This is a genomic window from Nocardioides sp. SLBN-35 (genome assembly GCF_006715725.1).
Taxonomy (GTDB): domain Bacteria; phylum Actinomycetota; class Actinomycetes; order Propionibacteriales; family Nocardioidaceae; genus Nocardioides.
Genome location: NZ_VFNU01000001.1, coordinates 2,295,466 through 2,312,226, shown reverse-complemented (window position 1 = coordinate 2,312,226; position 16,761 = coordinate 2,295,466). Strand labels below are relative to the sequence as shown.

Genomic DNA, 16,761 nt, shown 5'->3' with positions numbered 1-16,761 from the left:
CCTGAACTAAGGTTGAGGTCAATGGACCTCAACCGCGCCCTCCGCAGCCACGACCTGACGCCCGGCGACGTCGCCCACCGCTCGGGCGTCGCCATCTCCGCCCTGCACTACTACGAGCGCGAGGGGCTGATCACCAGCATCCGCACGGCCGGCAACCAGCGCCGCTACCACCGCGACGTGTTGCGCCGGGTCGCGTTCATCCGGGTCTCGCAGGGCGTCGGGGTCTCCCTCGCCGAGATCCGCGACGCGCTCGCCACCCTGCCCGAGGGCCGCACGCCCACCAAGGCCGACTGGGCGCGGCTCTCTCGCGCCTGGCGCAGCACGCTCGACGAGCGGATCGACCGGCTCGAGCGGCTGCGCGACACCCTCGATGACTGCATCGGGTGTGGGTGCCTGTCGCTCAAGTCGTGCTCGCTGGCCAACCCCGGCGACGTGCTGCAGGAGTACGGCGACGGGCCGGTGCGGCTGGTGGGACGCTCCCGGTAGTCAGCCGAGGTCGGTGGCGAGCAGGTCGTCGACCGTCTCCCGGCGCACGACGACCCGGGCCCGGCCGTCCTTGACCGCGACCACCGGCGGGCGGAGGGCGTGGTTGTAGTTGGACGCCATCGAGCGGCCGTACGCACCCGTCGCGGGGACGGCGACCAGGTCGCCGGGGGCGATGTCGCCGGGCAGGAACTCGTCCTTGACCACGATGTCGCCGGACTCGCAGTGCTTGCCGACGACCCGCGCCAGGACCGGCGTGGCGTCCGAGGCACGGGAGGCGAGCGTGCAGGAGTAGTCGGCGTCGTACAGCGCCGTGCGGATGTTGTCGCTCATTCCGCCGTCGACGGAGACGTAGGTGCGCGTGGCGCCGCCGTCGAGGGCGACCTGCTTGACGGTGCCGACCGTGTAGACGGTGCACATGGCCGGGCCGACGATGGCGCGGCCGGGCTCGATCGACAGGTGCGGTACGGCGATGCCGAGCGCGGCGCACTCGCCCGTCACGATCTTCGTGATCTGCTCGGCCAGCACCGCGGGGTCGGCAGGGTCGTCCTGGGTCGTGTAGGCGATGCCGAAGCCGCCGCCGAGGTCGAGCTCGGGCATGACGAGGGCCAGCTCGGTGGCGATGCGGGCGTGCAGGGCGAGCACGCGGCGCGCGGCGACCTCCCAGCCGGAGGTGTCGAAGATCTGCGAGCCGATGTGGCTGTGCAGGCCGCGCAGCTCCAGCCCCTCGGAGGCCACGACCCGCGACGCCGCCTCGAACGCGTCGCCCGAGGAGATCGAGAAGCCGAACTTCTGGTCCTCGTGCGCGGTCGCGATGAACTCGTGGGTGTGGGCCTCGACGCCGGCGGTCACCCGCACCATCACGCCCTGGCGTACGCCGAGCTGGCGGGCCACGTCGGCGACCCGCTCGATCTCGTGGAACGAGTCGACGATGATCCGGCCGACGCCCGCGTCGACCGCGCGTCGCAGCTCCATCGCCGTCTTGTTGTTGCCGTGGTAGCCGATCCGCGCGGGATCGGTGCCCGCGCGCAGCGCGACACTCAGCTCGCCGTCGCTGCACACGTCGAGGCACAGCCCCTCCTCCGCCACCCACCGGGCGACGGCGGTGCACAGGAACGCCTTGCCCGCGTAGTAGACGTCGTAGCCGGCGAAGCCGTCCCGGAAGGCGCGCGCCCGCGAGCGGAAGTCGTCCTCGTCGAGGACGTAGGCGGGCGTGTTCACGTCGGCGACCAGGTCCGGGACCGGCAGGCCGCCGATCGCCAGCACGCCGCCCTCCTTGCGGGCCGACGAGGACCACAGCTCGGGGACCAGTGCGTTGACGTCGGCGGGCTCGCGCAGCCACACGGGCGACGTACCGGCGTAGTCGCCGGGCGGGACGCGTCCCATCACATGCGCTCCGGCGCGGAGACGCCGAGCAGGTCGAGGCCGCCCGCGATCACGGTCTGCGTGGCGACCACGAGCACCAGGCGCGCGAGGTTGGCCGGGCCAACGGGCTCGTCGCCCTGCGGCAGCATCCGGCACTCCTTGGTGTCGTACCACTTGTTGAACACCGACGCGGTGTCCTCCAGGTAGCGCGCGACCCGGTGCGGCTCGCGCAGCTCGGCGGCGCTGGCCACGACCCGCGGGTACTCCGCCAGCGCCCGCAGCAGCTCGCCGTCGCGCTCGTGGGCGAGCAGGCTCGGGTCGAACTCGGTCGCGAGGTCCGGCAGCGTCATGCCGAGGTCGGCGGCGTTGGCGAGCATCCGGCAGGTCCGTGCGTGGGCGTACTGCACGTAGTAGACCGGGTTGTCGTTGGACGCCTTGGTGATCTCGGCGACGTCGAGGGTCAGCGGCGAGTCGGCCGGGTAGCGCGCCAGCGAGTAGCGCAGCGCGTCGACGCCGATCTCGCTCGCGAGGTCGTCCAGGGTGATGATGTTGCCGGCCCGCTTCGAGAGCTTGAGCTCCTGGCCGTCCTTGAGGATCTTGACCAGCTGGCCGATCATCACATCGAGCGTCTGGTCGGGGTCGTCGCCGACGCAGGCCGCCATCGCCCGCAACCGGCCGACGTACCCGTGGTGGTCGGCGCCGAGCAGGTAGATGCAGTGGTCGAACCCGCGCGCCCGCTTGTTGAGGTAATAGGCAGTGTCGGAGGCGAAGTAGGTGAGCTCGCCGTCGGACTTGATGAGCACCCGGTCCTTGTCGTCGCCGAAGTCGGTCGTGCGCATCCACAGCGCGCCGTCCTGCTCGAAGACGTGGCCGAGCTCCTTGAGCCGCGCGAGCGTCTCGGGCACCGAGCCCGAGTCGTGGAGCGAGAGCTCGGAGAACCAGACGTCGAAGTGGGTGTTGAACCCGTCGAGCTGGTCCTGCTGCTCCTTGAGCTGGATCTGGTAGCCCTTGGCCCGTACGGCGGCGCGCCGCTCCTCGCCCTCCAGCTGGAAGATCCCGGGGCTGGCCGCCTCCACCGCCTTGGCGAGGTCGTCGATGTACTCGCCGGCGTACCCGCCCTCGGGCTTGGGCTCGCCCAACGCCGAGGCGATGATCGAGTCGGCGAAGTGGTTCATCTGCACGCCACGGTCGTTGATGTAGAACTCCCGCGTCACGTCGGCGCCCGCCGCCGCCAGCACTCGCCCGATCGCGTCGCCGAGCACCGCCCACCGGGTGTGGCCCAGGTGCAGCGGGCCGGTCGGGTTGGCGGAGATGAACTCGACGTTGATCTTCTGGCCGGCGAGGACATCGCTGCGTCCGTACGACGCCCCGGCGGCCACGACCTCCGCCGCCACCTGTCCCTGGGCACCGGCCTCGACGGTGATGTTGAGGAAGCCCGGCCCGGCCAGCTCGACGTCCGCGATCCCGTCGGCCTCCTTGAGCCGCGCGGCCAGCAGCTCCCCCAGCGCCCGCGGGTTGGTCCCAGCCTTCTTGGCCAGCTGCAGCGCGACGTTGGTCGCGTAGTCCCCGTGCCCCTTCTGCCGCGGTCGCTCCACCGTCACCTCGCTGGGGACGCCGTCGGGCAGGGCGAGATCACCCTGGTCGACGAGCGTCGAGAGGGCGTCGACGATCGTGGTGGAGAGCTGCGCTGGAGTCACCGGCCCAGCGTATCGAGGGGCACCGGTTTCCTTTGCACGGATATCGCCCGGTAGGGTTCCTCATCGCGCCACGGACCTCACCCTCCGGGCGCATGCCTCCGTAGCTCAGGGGATAGAGCACTGGTTTCCGGTACCAGGTGTCGCAGGTTCGAATCCTGCCGGAGGCGCCCCATGGACACACCCTCGCGCGTCACGATCCACACCGACGGCGCGTGTCTCGGCAATCCCGGCCCCGGCGGCTGGGGTGCGCTGCTGCGCTACGGACAGCACGAGAAGGAGCTGTACGGCGGCGAGCCGGCGACCACCAACAACCGGATGGAGCTGATGGCGGCCATCCGCGCCCTGGAGTTCCTCAACCGGCCCTCGACCGTCGATCTCTACACCGACAGCAGCTACGTCCGCAACGGGATCCTGTCGTGGGTCGCGAAGTGGAAGGCCAACGGCTGGCGCACGTCGGCCAAGGCGCCGGTCAAGAACGACGACCTGTGGCGCCGCCTGGACCTCGCGGCGACCGCCCACGACATCGAGTGGCACTGGGTCAAGGGGCATGCCGGGGACCCCGGCAACGAGCGCGCGGACGCCCTCGCGGGCCGGGGCGCGCGCGAGGCCCGCGACGGCGTCGTACCCGCCTGACCCCCGCCTGACCAGCGCAGGACGAGAACACGTTCCACGAGCGGGGAACGACGCCTCGGTGTCTGATGCGCAACACCTGGCGGCATTGGGTGACCACAGGGCGGTATTTGCTTCCCCGGGGGACTAGCCTTGGCGGTCGACAGCCACCCGCTATCGGCGGCGGGTGCGTCCAGCTCATCGGAAGAGGCGAAGCACGTCGTGACGCAGTCGTCAGACCAGTCCACCGGATCTCCCGTTCCTGAGGACTTCGGGGCCAACGAGTGGCTCGTGGAGGAGATGAAGGAACGGTTCGAGGCCGATCCGAGCAGCGTCGATCCCGCGTGGGCGACGTTCTTCAAGAACGGCAGCAGCAACGGTACGACGACCGCCGTCGCCGCTCCCGCTGCCGCGCCTGCCGCCCCGGCAGCACCGGCAGCACCGGCAGCACCGACCGCGCCGGCCACGCCCGCCGCCGCGGCCCCCGCAGCCCCGGCCGCCACCACCGCGCCGACCCCGAAGGCCACCCCTGCCCCGCAGGTGAGCCCCGCCTCCTCGACGACGCCGACGCCGCCGAAGGCCGACTCCCCCGCCCCGACCCCGAAGGACGCCCCGCGCCCGGCGCCGGTCACGGCCAGCGACGAGCCGACCCTGACGGTGCTGCGCGGCATCCCGGCCGCGACCGCCAAGAACATGGACATCTCGCTGTCCGTGCCGACGGCGACCTCGGTGCGCAACATCCCGGTCAAGCTGCTGTGGGACAACCGCATCGTCATCAACAGCCACCTCAAGCGCGCCCGCGGCGGCAAGGTCTCCTTCACCCACCTCATCGGCTACGCGATCGTCAAGGCGATCAAGGCGCTGCCGGCGATGAACAACACCTACGACGAGATCGACGGCAAGCCGACCATGGTGACGCCGGCCCACATCAACCTGGGCCTGGCGATCGACCAGCAGAAGAAGGACGGCACCCGCCAGCTGGTCGCGCCCAGCATCAAGGCGTGCGAGTCGATGGACTTCGCGCAGTTCTGGACGGCGTACGAGGAGATCGTGCGCAAGGCCAAGGACAACAAGCTGACCATGGAGGACTACTCCGGTACGACGGTCAGCCTCACCAACGTCGGCGGCCTCGGCACCAACAACTCGGTGCCGCGCCTGATGCAGGGCCAGGCCGCGATCATCGGCGTCGGCTCGATGGACTACCCGCCGGAGTTCCAGGGTGCCTCCGAGGACACGATCGCCCGCAACGCGATCTCGCGGATCATGACGATGACCTCGACCTACGACCACCGCGTCATCCAGGGCGCACAGTCGGGAGAGTTCCTCGGCCAGGTGCACAAGTACCTGCTCGGCCAGGACGGCTTCTACGACGAGATCTTCCGCGCGCTGCGGATCCCCTACGAGCCGATCCGCTGGAACGCCGACATCGCGACGTCCCACGACGACCAGATCGACAAGCAGGCCCGGATCCTCGAGCTGATCCACGCCTACCGCGTGCGCGGCCACCTGATGGCCGACACCGACCCGCTGGAGTACAAGCAGCGCAGCCACCCGGACCTGCGCATCGAGTCGCACGGCCTGACCCTGTGGGACCTCGAGCGCGAGTTCCCGACCGGCTCGTTCGGTGGGCGCGACCGCCGCTTCATGAAGCTGCGCGACATCCTCGGCATCCTGCGTGACTCCTACTGCCGCACCACCGGCATCGAGTACATGCACATCATGGATCCCGAGCAGCGTGCGTGGATCCAGGAGCGCGTCGAGCAGCCGCACAGCAAGCCGCCGCGCGAGGAGCAGCTGCGGATCCTGCTGAAGCTCAACCAGGCCGAGGCCTTCGAGACCTTCCTGCAGACCAAGTTCGTCGGCCAGAAGAGGTTCTCGCTCGAGGGCGGCGAGACCACCGTCCCCGTCGTCGACGAGATCGCGGAGGCGGCCGCGCAGGCCGGCCTGGTCGAGGTCGCGATCGGCATGGCCCACCGCGGCCGGCTCAACATGCTGGCCAACATCGTCGGCAAGTCCTACAACCAGATCTTCCGCGAGTTCGAGGGCAACATCGACCCGCGCACGGTCCAGGGCTCCGGCGACGTCAAGTACCACCTGGGCGCCGAGGGCACCTTCGTGGCCGGCACCGGCGAGACCATCGCCGTGTCGATCGCCGCCAACCCCTCGCACCTCGAGACCGTCGACCCGGTCCTCGAGGGCATCGCCCGCGCCAAGCAGGACGTGCTCGACCGCGGCGCCGAGTTCCCGGTGCTGCCGATGCTCATCCACGGCGACGCGGCCTTCGCCGGCCAGGGTGTCGTGGCTGAGACGCTCAACCTCTCGCAGCTGCGCGGCTACCGCACCGGCGGCACGATCCACGTGGTCATCAACAACCAGGTCGGGTTCACCACCTCGCCCGGCTCCTCGCGCTCGACGCTCTACTGCACCGACGTGGCCCGGATGGTGCAGGCGCCGATCTTCCACGTCAACGGCGACGACCCGGAGGCGTGCATCCGTGTCGCGCGGCTCGCGTTCGAGTACCGCCAGGCGTTCAACAGCGACGTCGTCATCGACCTCGTCTGCTACCGCCGCCGCGGTCACAACGAGGGCGACGACCCGTCGTTCACCCAGCCGCTCATGTACGACCTCATCGAGCAGAAGCGCTCGGTCCGCAAGCTCTACACGGAGTCCCTCATCGGTCGTGGCGACATCACGATCGAGGAGGCCGAGCAGGTGCTGCGCGACTACCAGCAGCAGCTGGAGCGCGTGTTCACCGAGGTGCGCGAGGCCAGCGCCGCGCCGTCGGAGTGGACCACCGTGCCGGACTACCCGGACAAGTCGGTCGGCGAGACCCAGACCGCGGTGACGCCGGAGGTCCTCAAGCGGATCGCCGACGCCTACGTCACCCCGCCCGACGGCTTCACCGTCCACCCGAAGGTGATGCCCCAGCTCCAGCGCCGCGCCGGCGCGATCGCCGACGGCCCGATCGACTGGGGCACCGGCGAGATGCTCGCGTTCGGCTCGCTGCTCATGGAGGGCCGTCCGGTCCGCCTGGCCGGCCAGGACTCGCGCCGCGGCACCTTCGTGCAGCGGTTCGCGACGATGATCGACCGGGTCAACGCCGACGAGTGGACGCCGCTGGCCAACCTGACCGAGGACCAGGCGAAGTTCTTCGTCTACGACAGCCTGCTGTCGGAGTACGCCGCGCTCGGCTTCGAGTACGGCTACTCGGTGGCCCGGCCCGACGCGCTGGTCCTGTGGGAGGCCCAGTTCGGCGACTTCGTCAACGGCGCCCAGTCGGTCATCGACGAGTACATCTCGGCCGGCAAGACCAAGTGGGGCCAGGACTCCGGCGTCGTGCTGCTGCTGCCGCACGGCTACGAGGGCCAGGGCGCGGACCACTCCTCGGCCCGCATCGAGCGGTTCCTGACCCTGTGCGCCGAGGACTCCATGGTCGTCGCGCAGCCGTCCACGCCCGCGTCGTACTTCCACCTGCTGCGCCGGCACTCCCTCGGCGAGGAGCACAAGCCGCTCATCGTGTTCACGCCGAAGTCGATGCTGCGCCGCAAGGAGGCCGCCTCCATGCCGGCCGACTTCACCTCCGGCGAGTTCCGCCCGGTGATCGGCGACGCGAGCGCCGACCCGGCCAAGGTGAGGACCGTGCTGCTCGTCTCGGGCCGGCTGACCTGGGACCTGATGGTCGAGCGCCAGAAGGCCGAGCGCGACGACGTGGCGATCGTGCGCGTCGAGCAGCTCTACCCGTGGCCGACCGAGCAGCTGAAGGCCGAGCTCGACAAGTACCCCAACGCCACCGTCAAGTGGGTCCAGGACGAGCCCTACAACCAGGGCCCGTGGCCGTCGTTCTACCTGAACGTCGTCCCGCAGCTGGGCCGGGCGATCCAGCCCGTCACCCGGGCCGCGTCCTCGACCACGGCGGTCGGCACGGCCAAGCGCCACCAGGAGGAGGCCAAGGTCCTCATCGGCGAGGCGTTCGGCGACTGATGTACTTCACCGACCGCGGGATCGAGGAGCTCGAGCAGCGCCGGGGCGACGAGGAGGTCACCTTGGCCTGGCTCGGCGAGCGGCTGCAGGAGTTCGTCGACACCCATCCCGAGTTCGAGACGGCCGTCGAGCGGTTCGCCACCTGGCTGGCCCGGCTCGACGACCCCGAGGACTAGGCCGACCCGGCGCGAAGTAGCGCCAGGATCGCGCCGACCCGGCAGAACTTTCTGCCGGGTCGGCGCGTTTTTCGGGCCAGCTTCTGCCGGGTCGCGGGTCAGGCGGGCGCGGCCTCGGAGAGCCCGACCCGGCGGTGCAGGGCCCGCAGCGGACGGGGCGCCCACCAGGACCGCTCCCCCAGCAGCCGGATGCTGGCCGGGAGGAGTACGCCGCGAACCAGGGTCGCGTCGATCAGGATCGCCAGCCCGGTGCCGAGCCCGAAGAACTGGATGAAGCTCACCGAGCTCACCAGGAAGGCGAAGAAGCTGATCGCGATCAGCGCCGCCGCGGTGCTGACGATCCGGCCGGTGTGGGCCAGGCCGTGCACCATCGCCTCGTCGTTGGCCATGCCGCGGTCGCGCATCTCCTTGATCCGGCTCATCACGAAGACCTCGTAGTCCATCGACAGGCCGAAGGCGACGCAGAACAGCAGCACCATCATCGAGCTGTCCATCGGCTGCGGGGTGAAACCCAATGCCCCGGACAGGTGGCCGTCCTGGAACACCCAGACCATCGCGCCGAGGGTCGCGCCGAGGCCGACCGCGTTGAGCACGAGGGCTCGCAGCGGCTGCACCACGCTGCCGGTGAACAGGAACAGGATCACCGCCGTGGTGAGCACCAGCCAGCCGGCGACCAGCGGCAGCCGGTCGCCGATCCCGGTCATCTGGTCGTGCAGCTCCGCGCTCGCTCCGCCCACCAAGGCCTCGGTGCCGGCGGGCGCGGGGATGTCGCGGACGTCGTCGACCAGGGCCCGCGCGTCGGCGGACATCGGGTCGAGGTCGGTGACCACCGAGACCAGGTCGGCGTCGCGACCGGCCCGCGGGTCGACCCGGACCACGCCGGGCAGCTCCCCCAACCGCGTTGCGTACGACGACAGCTCGGCCTCGGGCACCGTCGAGGTGGTGACCACCTGGATCGGGTGGGTGCCGTCGCCGGCGAAGGACGAGCGCAGGACGTCACCGGCCTGCCGGCTCGACGCACTGGTGGGCAGCACCCGGTCGTCCGGCGTGCCGAGCTCGATACCGGCGAGCGGGACCGCCATCACCAGCAGGCCGGCGAGCACGGGCAGGGCGCTGAGCAGGGGGCGCCGGGCGACGAACCGCGCCAGCCGCGCCCAGGCGGGCGCCTCCTCGCCGCGGATGCCGCGCACCCGCGGCACCGGCCAGGCGTCGATCCGGTCGCCGAGCAGGCTGATCCCCGCCGGCAGCACGACGACCGCGGCGAAGGCGGTGATCAGCATGACGCCGATGCCGGCGTAGGCGAAGGAGCGCAGGAAGTACATCGGGAAGACGAGCAGCGCCGCCAGCGCCACGGCGACCGTGGTCGCGCTGAAGGCGATGGTCCGGCCCGCGGTCTCGACCGCCCGTCGTACGGCGTCCTGGTGGGCGCGTCCCGCGGCCCGCTCCTCGCGCACCCGGGCCACCATCAGCAGCCCGTAGTCGACGGCGAGGCCGAGCCCGAGGCCGGTGGTGAGGTTGACCGAGTAGATCGACACGTCGGTCGCCGAGCCGAGGATGGAGAGCTCGGCGAAGGTGCCGAAGATGGCGGCGACGCCGACCCCGAGGGTGACCAGCGCGCCGACGACGTTGCCGAACGCCAGCACGAGCAGGACCAGGATCAGCGGGATCGCGATGCTCTCGGCCAGGCCGAGGTCCTTGCCGATCTGGGCGCCGATCTCCTCACCGACGACCTCGCCGCCCGCGACGTCGACCTTCAGCGGGCCGGCGGCACCGCCGTACTCGTCGAGCACGGCACCCGGGTCCGCCTCCTCGCCGGGCGCGACCGACGCGGTGACCAGCGCGTAGCGGCCGTCGGTCGAGCGCATCGGGCCGGCCCGGGTGTCGAAGTACGACGCCACGTCGGCCAGCGCCGGGTCCGAGCGCAGCCGCTCGGTCAACGCGGCGCCGGCTTCGCTCGCCGCCGGGGCGTCGACGTCGCCGTCGGTGGCCTCGACGACGAACACGTAGTCGGAGCCTCCGGCGAACCGCTCCTCGAGCAGGGCCGCGGCGCGGCTGCTCTCGGATTCGGGGTCGTCGAAGCCCTCCGTCTGCAGCTTGGAGAAGGCGCCCACGCCGACGACCGCGGCGACCACCACTCCCAGCAGTCCGAGCGCGAGCACCGTGCGGGCCCGCCTCGTCACCAGTCCACCGATCCAGCTGAACATCGCGCTCCTCCAATGTGTGCGCCCGTAAACTTTGGTGGTGTTAACTTGGCATGGATGTGTACGGGTGTCAACATGTTCTCCGTGACGACCTCGAAGCGGAGCTACCACCACGGCGACCTGCGCAACGCCCTCGCCCGGGCGGCGGCCCATCTCGCCGCGAGCGGCGGCCCGGACGCCGTGACCATCCGCGGCGCCGCCCGCGAGGTCGGCGTGACCCCGACCGCTGCGTACCGGCACTTCGAGAACCAGGCCGACCTGCTCGAGGCCGCCCGCGCGCTCGCGATGGACGGGATGGTCGCCGCGATGGCCGACTACCTCGCCCAGGTCCCGACCGACGGCGACCCGGTCGCGCGGGCCGTCGAGCGGCTGCGCTCGACCGGGCGCGGCTACATCCGGTTCGCGATCGAGGAGCCGGGCGTCTTCCGGACCTGCTTCACCGGCGGACTGCGCGACCAGGGCGGCAAGGGCGGCAAGGGCGGCAAGGGCGGCCAGGACGGGATGGGCGAGCCGGCGCCGTACCTGCTGCTCGGGGAGATGCTCGACCAGCTCGTCGCCGTCGGCTACCTGGACCCCGCCGACCGCCCCGACGCCGAGGCCGGCCCGTGGGCCGCCGTGCACGGGCTGGCGATGCTGCTCATCGACGGCCCGATGTCCGAGCTGGGCCCGGCGGAGCAGGACATCGCCATCGCGCGCACCCTCGACATGGTCAGCCGCGGACTGGCGACCGGCCCGCAGGGGCGTGCGCACCGCTAGTGTCACCCGCGTGAGCGAGGAGCTGATCGACTACGCGGCCTGGGGCGAGCGGTTCTTCGCCACCGCCGTCACCACCGAGCGGGTGCTGAACGGCGTCAACGTGCTGGCGGGCCGCCCCATCGACGTCGGCCCGCTGGGCGTCGGTCCCGGCCGGATCGCCAAGGTGACGGCCCAGGGCACCATCGGTACGGCGACCGGCGAGCGCGTCGGCGCCGACCCGGTGTCCTTCCACGTGGACCTGCCGGTGACGCTGAAGTTCAGCATCGACCTGGGCATGGACAAGCAGAACTTCGACGCCGAGATCACGGTGCCGCTGGTGATCACCGCCCACGGGCGCGCCGACCTTGCCATCGCCCTCGAGGTGACGCCGCCGCCCGCCGCACAGGTCGTCGTACGGCTCAAGGCGCAGGGGCTGCGCGCCTCGTTGACCAGCAAGGCCGCCAACGTCGAGGGCGAGCTGCGGCGGTTCGTGGCCAAGTACGTCGCCAAGGAGCTCGAGAAGCCCTACGTCCGCCAAGCCACGACCATCGACGTCGGCGCCGCGGTCGAGAAGGCCGCCGCCGGGCTCGGGCCGCGCGAGGAGAGCCCGATGGCCGACGAGCTGACCGACGACCTGCCGGCCGCGATGGAGGCCGAGCTCGAGCACACCGCCCAGCTGTTCCTGGAGGACGAGTCGTGACTTCCTATCCCCCGGCCCCGTGGCACATGCACGGGTCCCTGTGGCTCTCGGTGTTCCGCCTCGGCCGCGACGTCGACGCGCACCACCCGGCCGGGACGTACGGCGTCGCGCTGGTCTCCTACGAGGAGCCGAGCCCGCTGACGTACCACGAGCTGCTGCTCGCCAGGACCGTCAAGGCGAAGCCGGCGGGGAGCGCCAGCGACCGACGCCCGAACAGTGCTGGCAAGGGCGCGGTCACGATCACCGACATCTGGGTCGACTCCCCCGCCTCGCAGGCCGGCGGCCGCGCGCTGTGGGCGATCCCCAAGGAGCTGTGCGACTTCGACCTGGACACGTCCTTCCGGGGACCGGTCACCTCGACCGACTGGACGGCCACCGTCGAGCGGCGCCCGATCGTCGAGGCGAGCTTCACCGACGTGTCCCGCGCCGCGATCCGGGTGCCGTTCACCGGCCTGGTCGAGCAGCCCGGCATCCCCGAGCATCCCGAGACCGCGAACGTCGTGATGAAGGGCACCGCCAAGGCCCTGCCGTGCCGCGGCCGGTGGTCCTTCGCCGCTGACGGGCCTCTCGGGTTCATGCGAGAGGCCCGTCAGCTGGGGTCGTTCCGGATGGCCGGGTTCCGGCTCGCGTTCGACTGAACTGGAACGCCTGGCGTTGCGGTTTGGTCCCAAACCGCAACATTTCGGGGCTCGGACATGCGGTCTCTGCCCAATCGCGGTGCCTAATCGGCGTCGGCGACCTCCGACGACTCCGGCAGCCCCGACGCCTCCGGCAGCCCCGGCGTCGTCGTGCCGTGCTCGGCGAGCGCGCGCTGCGAGGAGTCCTTGATCTCGAAGATCTCGGTCGCGAAGCCGCCGACGGCCGCGGCGACCTCGCCGACAGCGCGGGTCACGATGCTCGCGACCTCGCCGACGGTCTGGGCCGCGGCCTCGGCGCCCGCCTGGAGCGCGTCCTTGGTGATCTCGGCCTTGCTGAGGTGGTCGCGTCCGTCGCTCATGGGCGTCAGTCTCCCTCGCCGGGCCTCAGGCTGCCAACGAGTCCTCGGTCACGGCCTCGGGGCCGCGGACCGGAGCGACCTTCGCGTCCCCGCCCGGCAGCGAGTAGCGGCAGATCTTCTTGAAGACGCTCCACAGCTGCTGGTGCAGGCGACCGGTGTTGTACGGCAGGCCGTAGCGCTCGCAGATCTCCTGGACCTCGACGGCCATCTCCGGGTACCGGCGGGCCGGCAGGTCCGGGAACAGGTGGTGCTCGATCTGGTGAGACAGGTTGCCGCTCATCAGGTGCATCAGCTTGCTGCCCTTGATGTTGGCCGAGCCGAGCATCTGGCGCAGGTACCAGTGGCCGCGGGTCTCGTTCGCGGTCTCCTCCTCGGAGAACGATGCGACGCCGGCCGGGAAGTGCCCGCAGAAGATGATGTTGAACGCCCACACGTTGCGGACCAGGTTGGCCACGGCGTTGCCGGCGAAGGTGAGCGGGAACAGCGGTCCGGTCAGCGCGGGGAACAGCACGTAGTCCTTGAGCGCCTGGCGCCGGATCTTGCGCATCAGGCCCGGGTAGAGCGGCTTGTTGTCGGCCATCTTCCGCTTGCCGGAGACGATGTTCTCGACCTCGAGGTCGTGCAGGGCGACGCCCCACTCGAAGAAGGTCATCAACAAGAACGCGTAGAGCGGGTTGCCGAGGTAGTAGGGGTGCCACTTCTGCTCGGGGTCCATCCGCAGGATGCCGTAGCCCACGTCGCGGTCCTTGCCGACGATGTTCGTGAACGTGTGGTGGATGTAGTTGTGGCTGTACTTCCACTGCTCGCCGGGGCACACGGTGTCCCAGTCGAACATCCGGGAGTTGAAGGCCGGGTCGCCCAGGAAGTCGTACTGACCGTGCATCACGTTGTGCCCGATCTCCATGTTGTCGAGGATCTTCGACACGCTCAGGCAGGCGACGGCGGGCAGCCAGCCGATCACGGGCAGGTAAAACAGCGCGCGACCGGCGATCTCCATCTTGCGCTGGGTCGTGACGACCTTGCGCAGGTACGCCGCGTCCGCCTCGCCGAGGTCGGCGAGCACGCGCTGGCGCAGGGCGTCGAGCTCGGCGCCCAGCTGCTCGATCTGGTCGGCGGTCAGGCCGTGGTACTTCTCGTCGGCCACGGGGGTGCTCAGGGTGTCGGTGCTCATGGGACTCTCCTCAGAGGTCGATGTGGCAGTCACCGGCAGCGGCGGTGACGCAGATGCGGATCTCCTCGTCCGGCAGGGAGGACTCCTCGCCGGTGAGGACGTTGCGGACGGTGCCGGCGGACTTGGTGCGGGTGCAGGAGAAGCAGATGCCCATCCGGCAACCGAACTCGGGCTTCAGGCCCAGCTCCTCGGCCTGCTCGAGCAGGCTGGCGCCGGTGGCGGCGGTCGTCGCGCCGGAGCGGGTGAAGGACACCTCGCCCTCGATCTCGCCGCCCGGTGCGGCAGCCCGGGCGACGGCGGGCTTGAAGAACTCCATCCGCAGCCGCGGCGAGAGCTCGCCCCCCGACGATTCCGGGTCGGTGTAGGCGTCCTTGACCAGCTCGACCAGGCCGGCCGGGCCGCACAGCCAGGTGTCGGTGTCGCGGTAGTCGGGCACCAGGCGGCGCAGCTCGAACTCGCTGAACAGCTGGTCGGCATAGCGCAGGTGGACGTCGACGCCGTTGTCGGCGGCGGCGATCTCGGCGAGCTCGTCGGCGAAGATCTGGTCCTCGGGGCTGCGTGCGAAGTGCAGGAAGGTCACCCGGCGACCCGCGTGGCCGTCGTACCCGTCGCGCAGGAGGGTGCGGACCATCGACATCGCCGGGGTGATGCCGGAGCCGCCGGTGATGAAGAGCAGCCGGCTGATCGTCGGCGTCGCCGGGCTCTCGACGAGGGTGAACTCGCCCTGGGCCTGGCTCAGGTGGAGCAGGGTGCCGGGCTGCGCCTCGCGGACCAGGTACGACGACACCTGGCCCTCGTCGTGCGCGCGGATCGTGAGCGTGAACTGCTCCCCCGGCGCCGAGGCGGCCGAGGAGATGGAGAACGCGCGGGTGTGCCGCTTCCCTCGACCTTCTGGGCCGGGCAGCTCGACGCCGACGAGTACATGCTGGCCGGCGCGATGGCCGCGCCAGGTGCTGGTGGGCTGCAGGGTCAGGGTGGCGACCGGGGCGGAGTCGGTCCCGCTGGTCTCGCGGTGGACCGAGACGACGCGGGCGCGCACTTCGTGCGCCGCCCACATCGGGTTGAACCGCTCGAGGTACCGGTCGACGCCGTGCGGGGTGGCCAGCGCGGCGGCGAGCCGCGAGCGCAGCAGCCGCCCGACCAGGTGACCCGCGCCGCCAGGAGCCGGCGGGGAGATGAGCGCGGACATCGCGCCTCCTTCGTTGGCGGAAAATTCGGTGTACATCCGTACTCCGAAACTCTCTCTCGTCCGTCCCGCGATGGTCAACGACCCGACCACGTGACAGTGCACACATGTTCACTCACGTAGAGTGGCTCCATGGCCCAGACCCGTGTCGAGCAGAAGGAGCGGACCCGCCGTGCCATCCTCGACGCGGCGCTGACCCTGTCCGAGGACTCCGCGCTCGTCGCACTGTCCCTGCGCCAGGTCGCCAAGGAGGTCGGCATCGTGCCGACCGCGTTCTACCGGCACTTCCCCTCGATCGAGCACCTCGGGCTCGCGCTGGTCGAGGAGTCGCTCGACACCCTGCGTGCCCTGCTGCGCGAGCTTCGGCACACCGCAGGCGAGGACGCCGGGACGATCATCGACGGCTCCGTGGCGGTCCTCGTCGAGCAGGTGCGCCAGGACCACGCCCACTACGGCTTCATCGCCCGCGAGCGGTTCGCCGGCCCGGCCGGGGTCCGCGACGCGATCGCCCGCGGCATCGAGCTCGCCGAGCGTGAGCTGGCCACCGACATCGCCCACCTGCCCGGCACCGACACCTGGACCGAGCGCGACCTCGAGGTGCTCTCCGAGCTGATCGTCGGCTCGATGGTCACCACCGCCGAGCGACTGCTCGGCACCGCGCCGGGCTCGGTCGCCGAGCAGCGGGTCGCCGAGGCCGCGCGCACCCAGCTGCGGATGATGCTGGTCGGCGCGCGCAACTGGCGTTCCCGAACCAGCTGATGCAACCCCGCAGGTACCCGCGTCCGTCTAGGTGATGGACCGTCCCCCGATCTCCAGGAGAAGCCGCATGTCCGTCTCGGGCCGCCGTACCGCCCCCGCCATCGCCGCCGTCCTCGCCCTCGTGGCCGGCCTGCTCGCCACCTTCCTCGCCGCGCCCCCGCCCTCGGACGCCGCAGCACCCGCCCGCACCCGGGTGGTCGTCAAGGTCGCCGACTGCGAGGGCTGCCAGGTCTTCGTCCAGCAGGGCCTGCGCCACAGCTGGTGGGCGAGCAAGACCCGCACCGTGCGCGACGGCAAGGCCGTCTTCGTGGTCCCGTCGAGCCGGACCCGCGGCCTGTCCATCGGCATCACCGGCACCTGGGAGGCCGCGTCGCCGCACCCGTCGGGCTTCCAGGCGATCGTGGCCATGCGCTACAAGGGCGTCGCCGCCGGCACCGGCATCGACCAGGCGAGCGCGCAGGCGAAGCAGCGTGCCTCGGCCTGCTTCCCCGGCACCAACGCGCACCGCGTGGTCTTCCACGTCACCGCCCGCAAGGTGACCGTCGCCGGCAACGGTGGGCCGGCCGACACCACGATGGCGTGGGCCGACCCGCAGGTCCGCACCATGCGCAGCACCATGATGGAGGTCTTCGACGGTGTCGCGGGCGCGCAGGACATCGTGCCCTGCTGGTGAGCTCCGACTGAGCGGTCCACGGCGAGCG

15 protein-coding genes and 1 tRNA gene are annotated in these 16,761 nt (G+C 71.0%); 10 read left to right on the top strand and 6 right to left on the bottom strand.

Annotation, left to right across the window (positions count from 1 at the left end):
* The first annotated feature begins 21 nt into the window (after positions 1 to 21).
* Entirely contained in the window at positions 22 to 486 is a 465-nt protein-coding gene (gene soxR / locus FBY23_RS11210; protein ID WP_141798218.1) for a redox-sensitive transcriptional activator SoxR, read from the top strand.
* Here soxR and lysA read toward each other — a convergent pair whose 3' ends face one another.
* Together lysA and argS are read right to left on the bottom strand one after the other, a co-directional pair.
* Positions 487 to 1,869 (bottom strand): diaminopimelate decarboxylase, encoded by a 1,383-nt coding sequence (gene lysA / locus FBY23_RS11205; protein WP_141798217.1) that lies wholly within the window; start codon positions 1,867 to 1,869, stop codon positions 487 to 489.
* Entirely contained in the window at positions 1,869 to 3,545 is a 1,677-nt protein-coding gene (argS, locus tag FBY23_RS11200) for an arginine--tRNA ligase (RefSeq protein WP_141798216.1), read from the bottom strand. Before argS ends, lysA begins: the two co-directional genes overlap by 1 nt.
* Before the next feature lie 94 nt (positions 3,546 to 3,639).
* Between argS and FBY23_RS11195 the strand changes: the two genes are divergently transcribed.
* From FBY23_RS11195 to FBY23_RS26195, 4 genes are all read left to right on the top strand, one after another.
* Positions 3,640 to 3,712 (top strand) — tRNA-Arg (locus FBY23_RS11195).
* Between the two features lie 4 nt (positions 3,713 to 3,716).
* Complete coding sequence (gene rnhA / locus FBY23_RS11190; protein WP_141798215.1) at positions 3,717 to 4,178, top strand: ribonuclease HI; 462 nt, start codon at positions 3,717 to 3,719, stop codon at positions 4,176 to 4,178.
* A 276-nt stretch (positions 4,179 to 4,454) separates the two neighbouring features.
* The gene (locus tag FBY23_RS11185) at positions 4,455 to 8,135 is read left to right on the top strand and encodes a multifunctional oxoglutarate decarboxylase/oxoglutarate dehydrogenase thiamine pyrophosphate-binding subunit/dihydrolipoyllysine-residue succinyltransferase subunit (protein WP_396954513.1); all 3,681 of its coding nucleotides are present in this window, start codon (positions 4,455 to 4,457) and stop codon (positions 8,133 to 8,135) included.
* Positions 8,135 to 8,311, top strand: coding sequence for a DUF6104 family protein (locus tag FBY23_RS26195; protein ID WP_164483660.1), 177 nt, complete (start codon positions 8,135 to 8,137; stop codon positions 8,309 to 8,311). The genes FBY23_RS11185 and FBY23_RS26195 overlap by 1 nt, the downstream gene beginning before the upstream one ends.
* A gap of 98 nt (positions 8,312 to 8,409) precedes the next feature.
* On the opposite strand, the gene FBY23_RS11180 is transcribed toward FBY23_RS26195, so the two are convergent.
* Complete coding sequence (locus tag FBY23_RS11180; protein ID WP_141798213.1) at positions 8,410 to 10,515, bottom strand: MMPL family transporter; 2,106 nt, start codon at positions 10,513 to 10,515, stop codon at positions 8,410 to 8,412.
* Between the two features lie 81 nt (positions 10,516 to 10,596).
* On the opposite strand from FBY23_RS11180, the gene FBY23_RS11175 reads away from it, so the two are divergent.
* Genes FBY23_RS11175 through FBY23_RS11165 form a run of 3 tightly spaced genes read left to right on the top strand, consistent with a single transcriptional unit; the run spans position 10,597 to position 12,585 of the window.
* Positions 10,597 to 11,268, top strand: coding sequence for a TetR/AcrR family transcriptional regulator (locus FBY23_RS11175; RefSeq protein WP_141798212.1), 672 nt, complete (start codon positions 10,597 to 10,599; stop codon positions 11,266 to 11,268).
* 10 nt (positions 11,269 to 11,278) lie between these two features.
* Positions 11,279 to 11,947 (top strand): hypothetical protein, encoded by a 669-nt coding sequence (locus FBY23_RS11170; protein ID WP_141798211.1) that lies wholly within the window; start codon positions 11,279 to 11,281, stop codon positions 11,945 to 11,947.
* Positions 11,944 to 12,585 carry an acetoacetate decarboxylase family protein gene (locus FBY23_RS11165; protein ID WP_141798210.1) on the top strand — a complete coding sequence of 214 codons (642 nt, stop codon included), beginning with the start codon at positions 11,944 to 11,946 and terminating at the stop codon, positions 12,583 to 12,585. The genes FBY23_RS11170 and FBY23_RS11165 overlap by 4 nt, the downstream gene beginning before the upstream one ends.
* A gap of 83 nt (positions 12,586 to 12,668) precedes the next feature.
* On the opposite strand, the gene FBY23_RS11160 is transcribed toward FBY23_RS11165, so the two are convergent.
* From FBY23_RS11160 to FBY23_RS11150, 3 genes are read right to left on the bottom strand one after another with little or no spacing between them, the layout of a single operon-like run.
* Positions 12,669 to 12,944 carry a hypothetical protein gene (locus FBY23_RS11160; RefSeq protein ID WP_141798209.1) on the bottom strand — a complete coding sequence of 92 codons (276 nt, stop codon included), beginning with the start codon at positions 12,942 to 12,944 and terminating at the stop codon, positions 12,669 to 12,671.
* A 25-nt stretch (positions 12,945 to 12,969) separates the two neighbouring features.
* The gene (locus FBY23_RS11155; protein WP_141798208.1) at positions 12,970 to 14,115 is read right to left on the bottom strand and encodes a fatty acid desaturase; all 1,146 of its coding nucleotides are present in this window, start codon (positions 14,113 to 14,115) and stop codon (positions 12,970 to 12,972) included.
* Between the two features lie 10 nt (positions 14,116 to 14,125).
* On the bottom strand, positions 14,126 to 15,304 hold the full coding sequence (locus FBY23_RS11150) for a ferredoxin reductase (protein WP_141798207.1): 1,179 nt from the start codon (positions 15,302 to 15,304) through the stop codon (positions 14,126 to 14,128).
* A 129-nt stretch (positions 15,305 to 15,433) separates the two neighbouring features.
* Between FBY23_RS11150 and FBY23_RS11145 the strand changes: the two genes are divergently transcribed.
* Positions 15,434 to 16,060, top strand: a complete 627-nt coding sequence (locus FBY23_RS11145) for a TetR family transcriptional regulator (protein ID WP_141798206.1) — start codon at positions 15,434 to 15,436, stop codon at positions 16,058 to 16,060.
* Between the two features lie 67 nt (positions 16,061 to 16,127).
* A complete protein-coding gene (locus tag FBY23_RS11140; RefSeq protein ID WP_141798205.1) occupies positions 16,128 to 16,733 on the top strand; it encodes a hypothetical protein in 606 nt (201 codons plus the stop codon).
* Positions 16,734 to 16,761: the final 28 nt, after the last annotated feature.

Bases quoted from the DNA above. Each gene is read 5' to 3' on its own strand.
- FBY23_RS11155 (WP_141798208.1), bottom strand. From the start codon at position 14,115: ATGAGCACCGACACCCTGAGCACCCCCGTGGCCGACGAGAAGTACCAC.
- FBY23_RS11180 (WP_141798213.1), bottom strand. From the start codon at position 10,515: ATGTTCAGCTGGATCGGTGGACTGGTGACGAGGCGGGCCCGCACGGTG.
- FBY23_RS11140 (WP_141798205.1), top strand. From the start codon at position 16,128: ATGTCCGTCTCGGGCCGCCGTACCGCCCCCGCCATCGCCGCCGTCCTC.
- FBY23_RS11145 (WP_141798206.1), top strand. From the start codon at position 15,434: ATGGCCCAGACCCGTGTCGAGCAGAAGGAGCGGACCCGCCGTGCCATC.
- FBY23_RS26195 (WP_164483660.1), top strand. From the start codon at position 8,135: ATGTACTTCACCGACCGCGGGATCGAGGAGCTCGAGCAGCGCCGGGGC.
- FBY23_RS11160 (WP_141798209.1), bottom strand. From the start codon at position 12,944: ATGAGCGACGGACGCGACCACCTCAGCAAGGCCGAGATCACCAAGGAC.
- lysA (WP_141798217.1), bottom strand. From the start codon at position 1,869: ATGGGACGCGTCCCGCCCGGCGACTACGCCGGTACGTCGCCCGTGTGG.
- FBY23_RS11185 (WP_396954513.1), top strand. From the start codon at position 4,455: ATGAAGGAACGGTTCGAGGCCGATCCGAGCAGCGTCGATCCCGCGTGG.
- FBY23_RS11150 (WP_141798207.1), bottom strand. From the start codon at position 15,304: ATGTCCGCGCTCATCTCCCCGCCGGCTCCTGGCGGCGCGGGTCACCTG.
- rnhA (WP_141798215.1), top strand. From the start codon at position 3,717: ATGGACACACCCTCGCGCGTCACGATCCACACCGACGGCGCGTGTCTC.
- soxR (WP_141798218.1), top strand. From the start codon at position 22: ATGGACCTCAACCGCGCCCTCCGCAGCCACGACCTGACGCCCGGCGAC.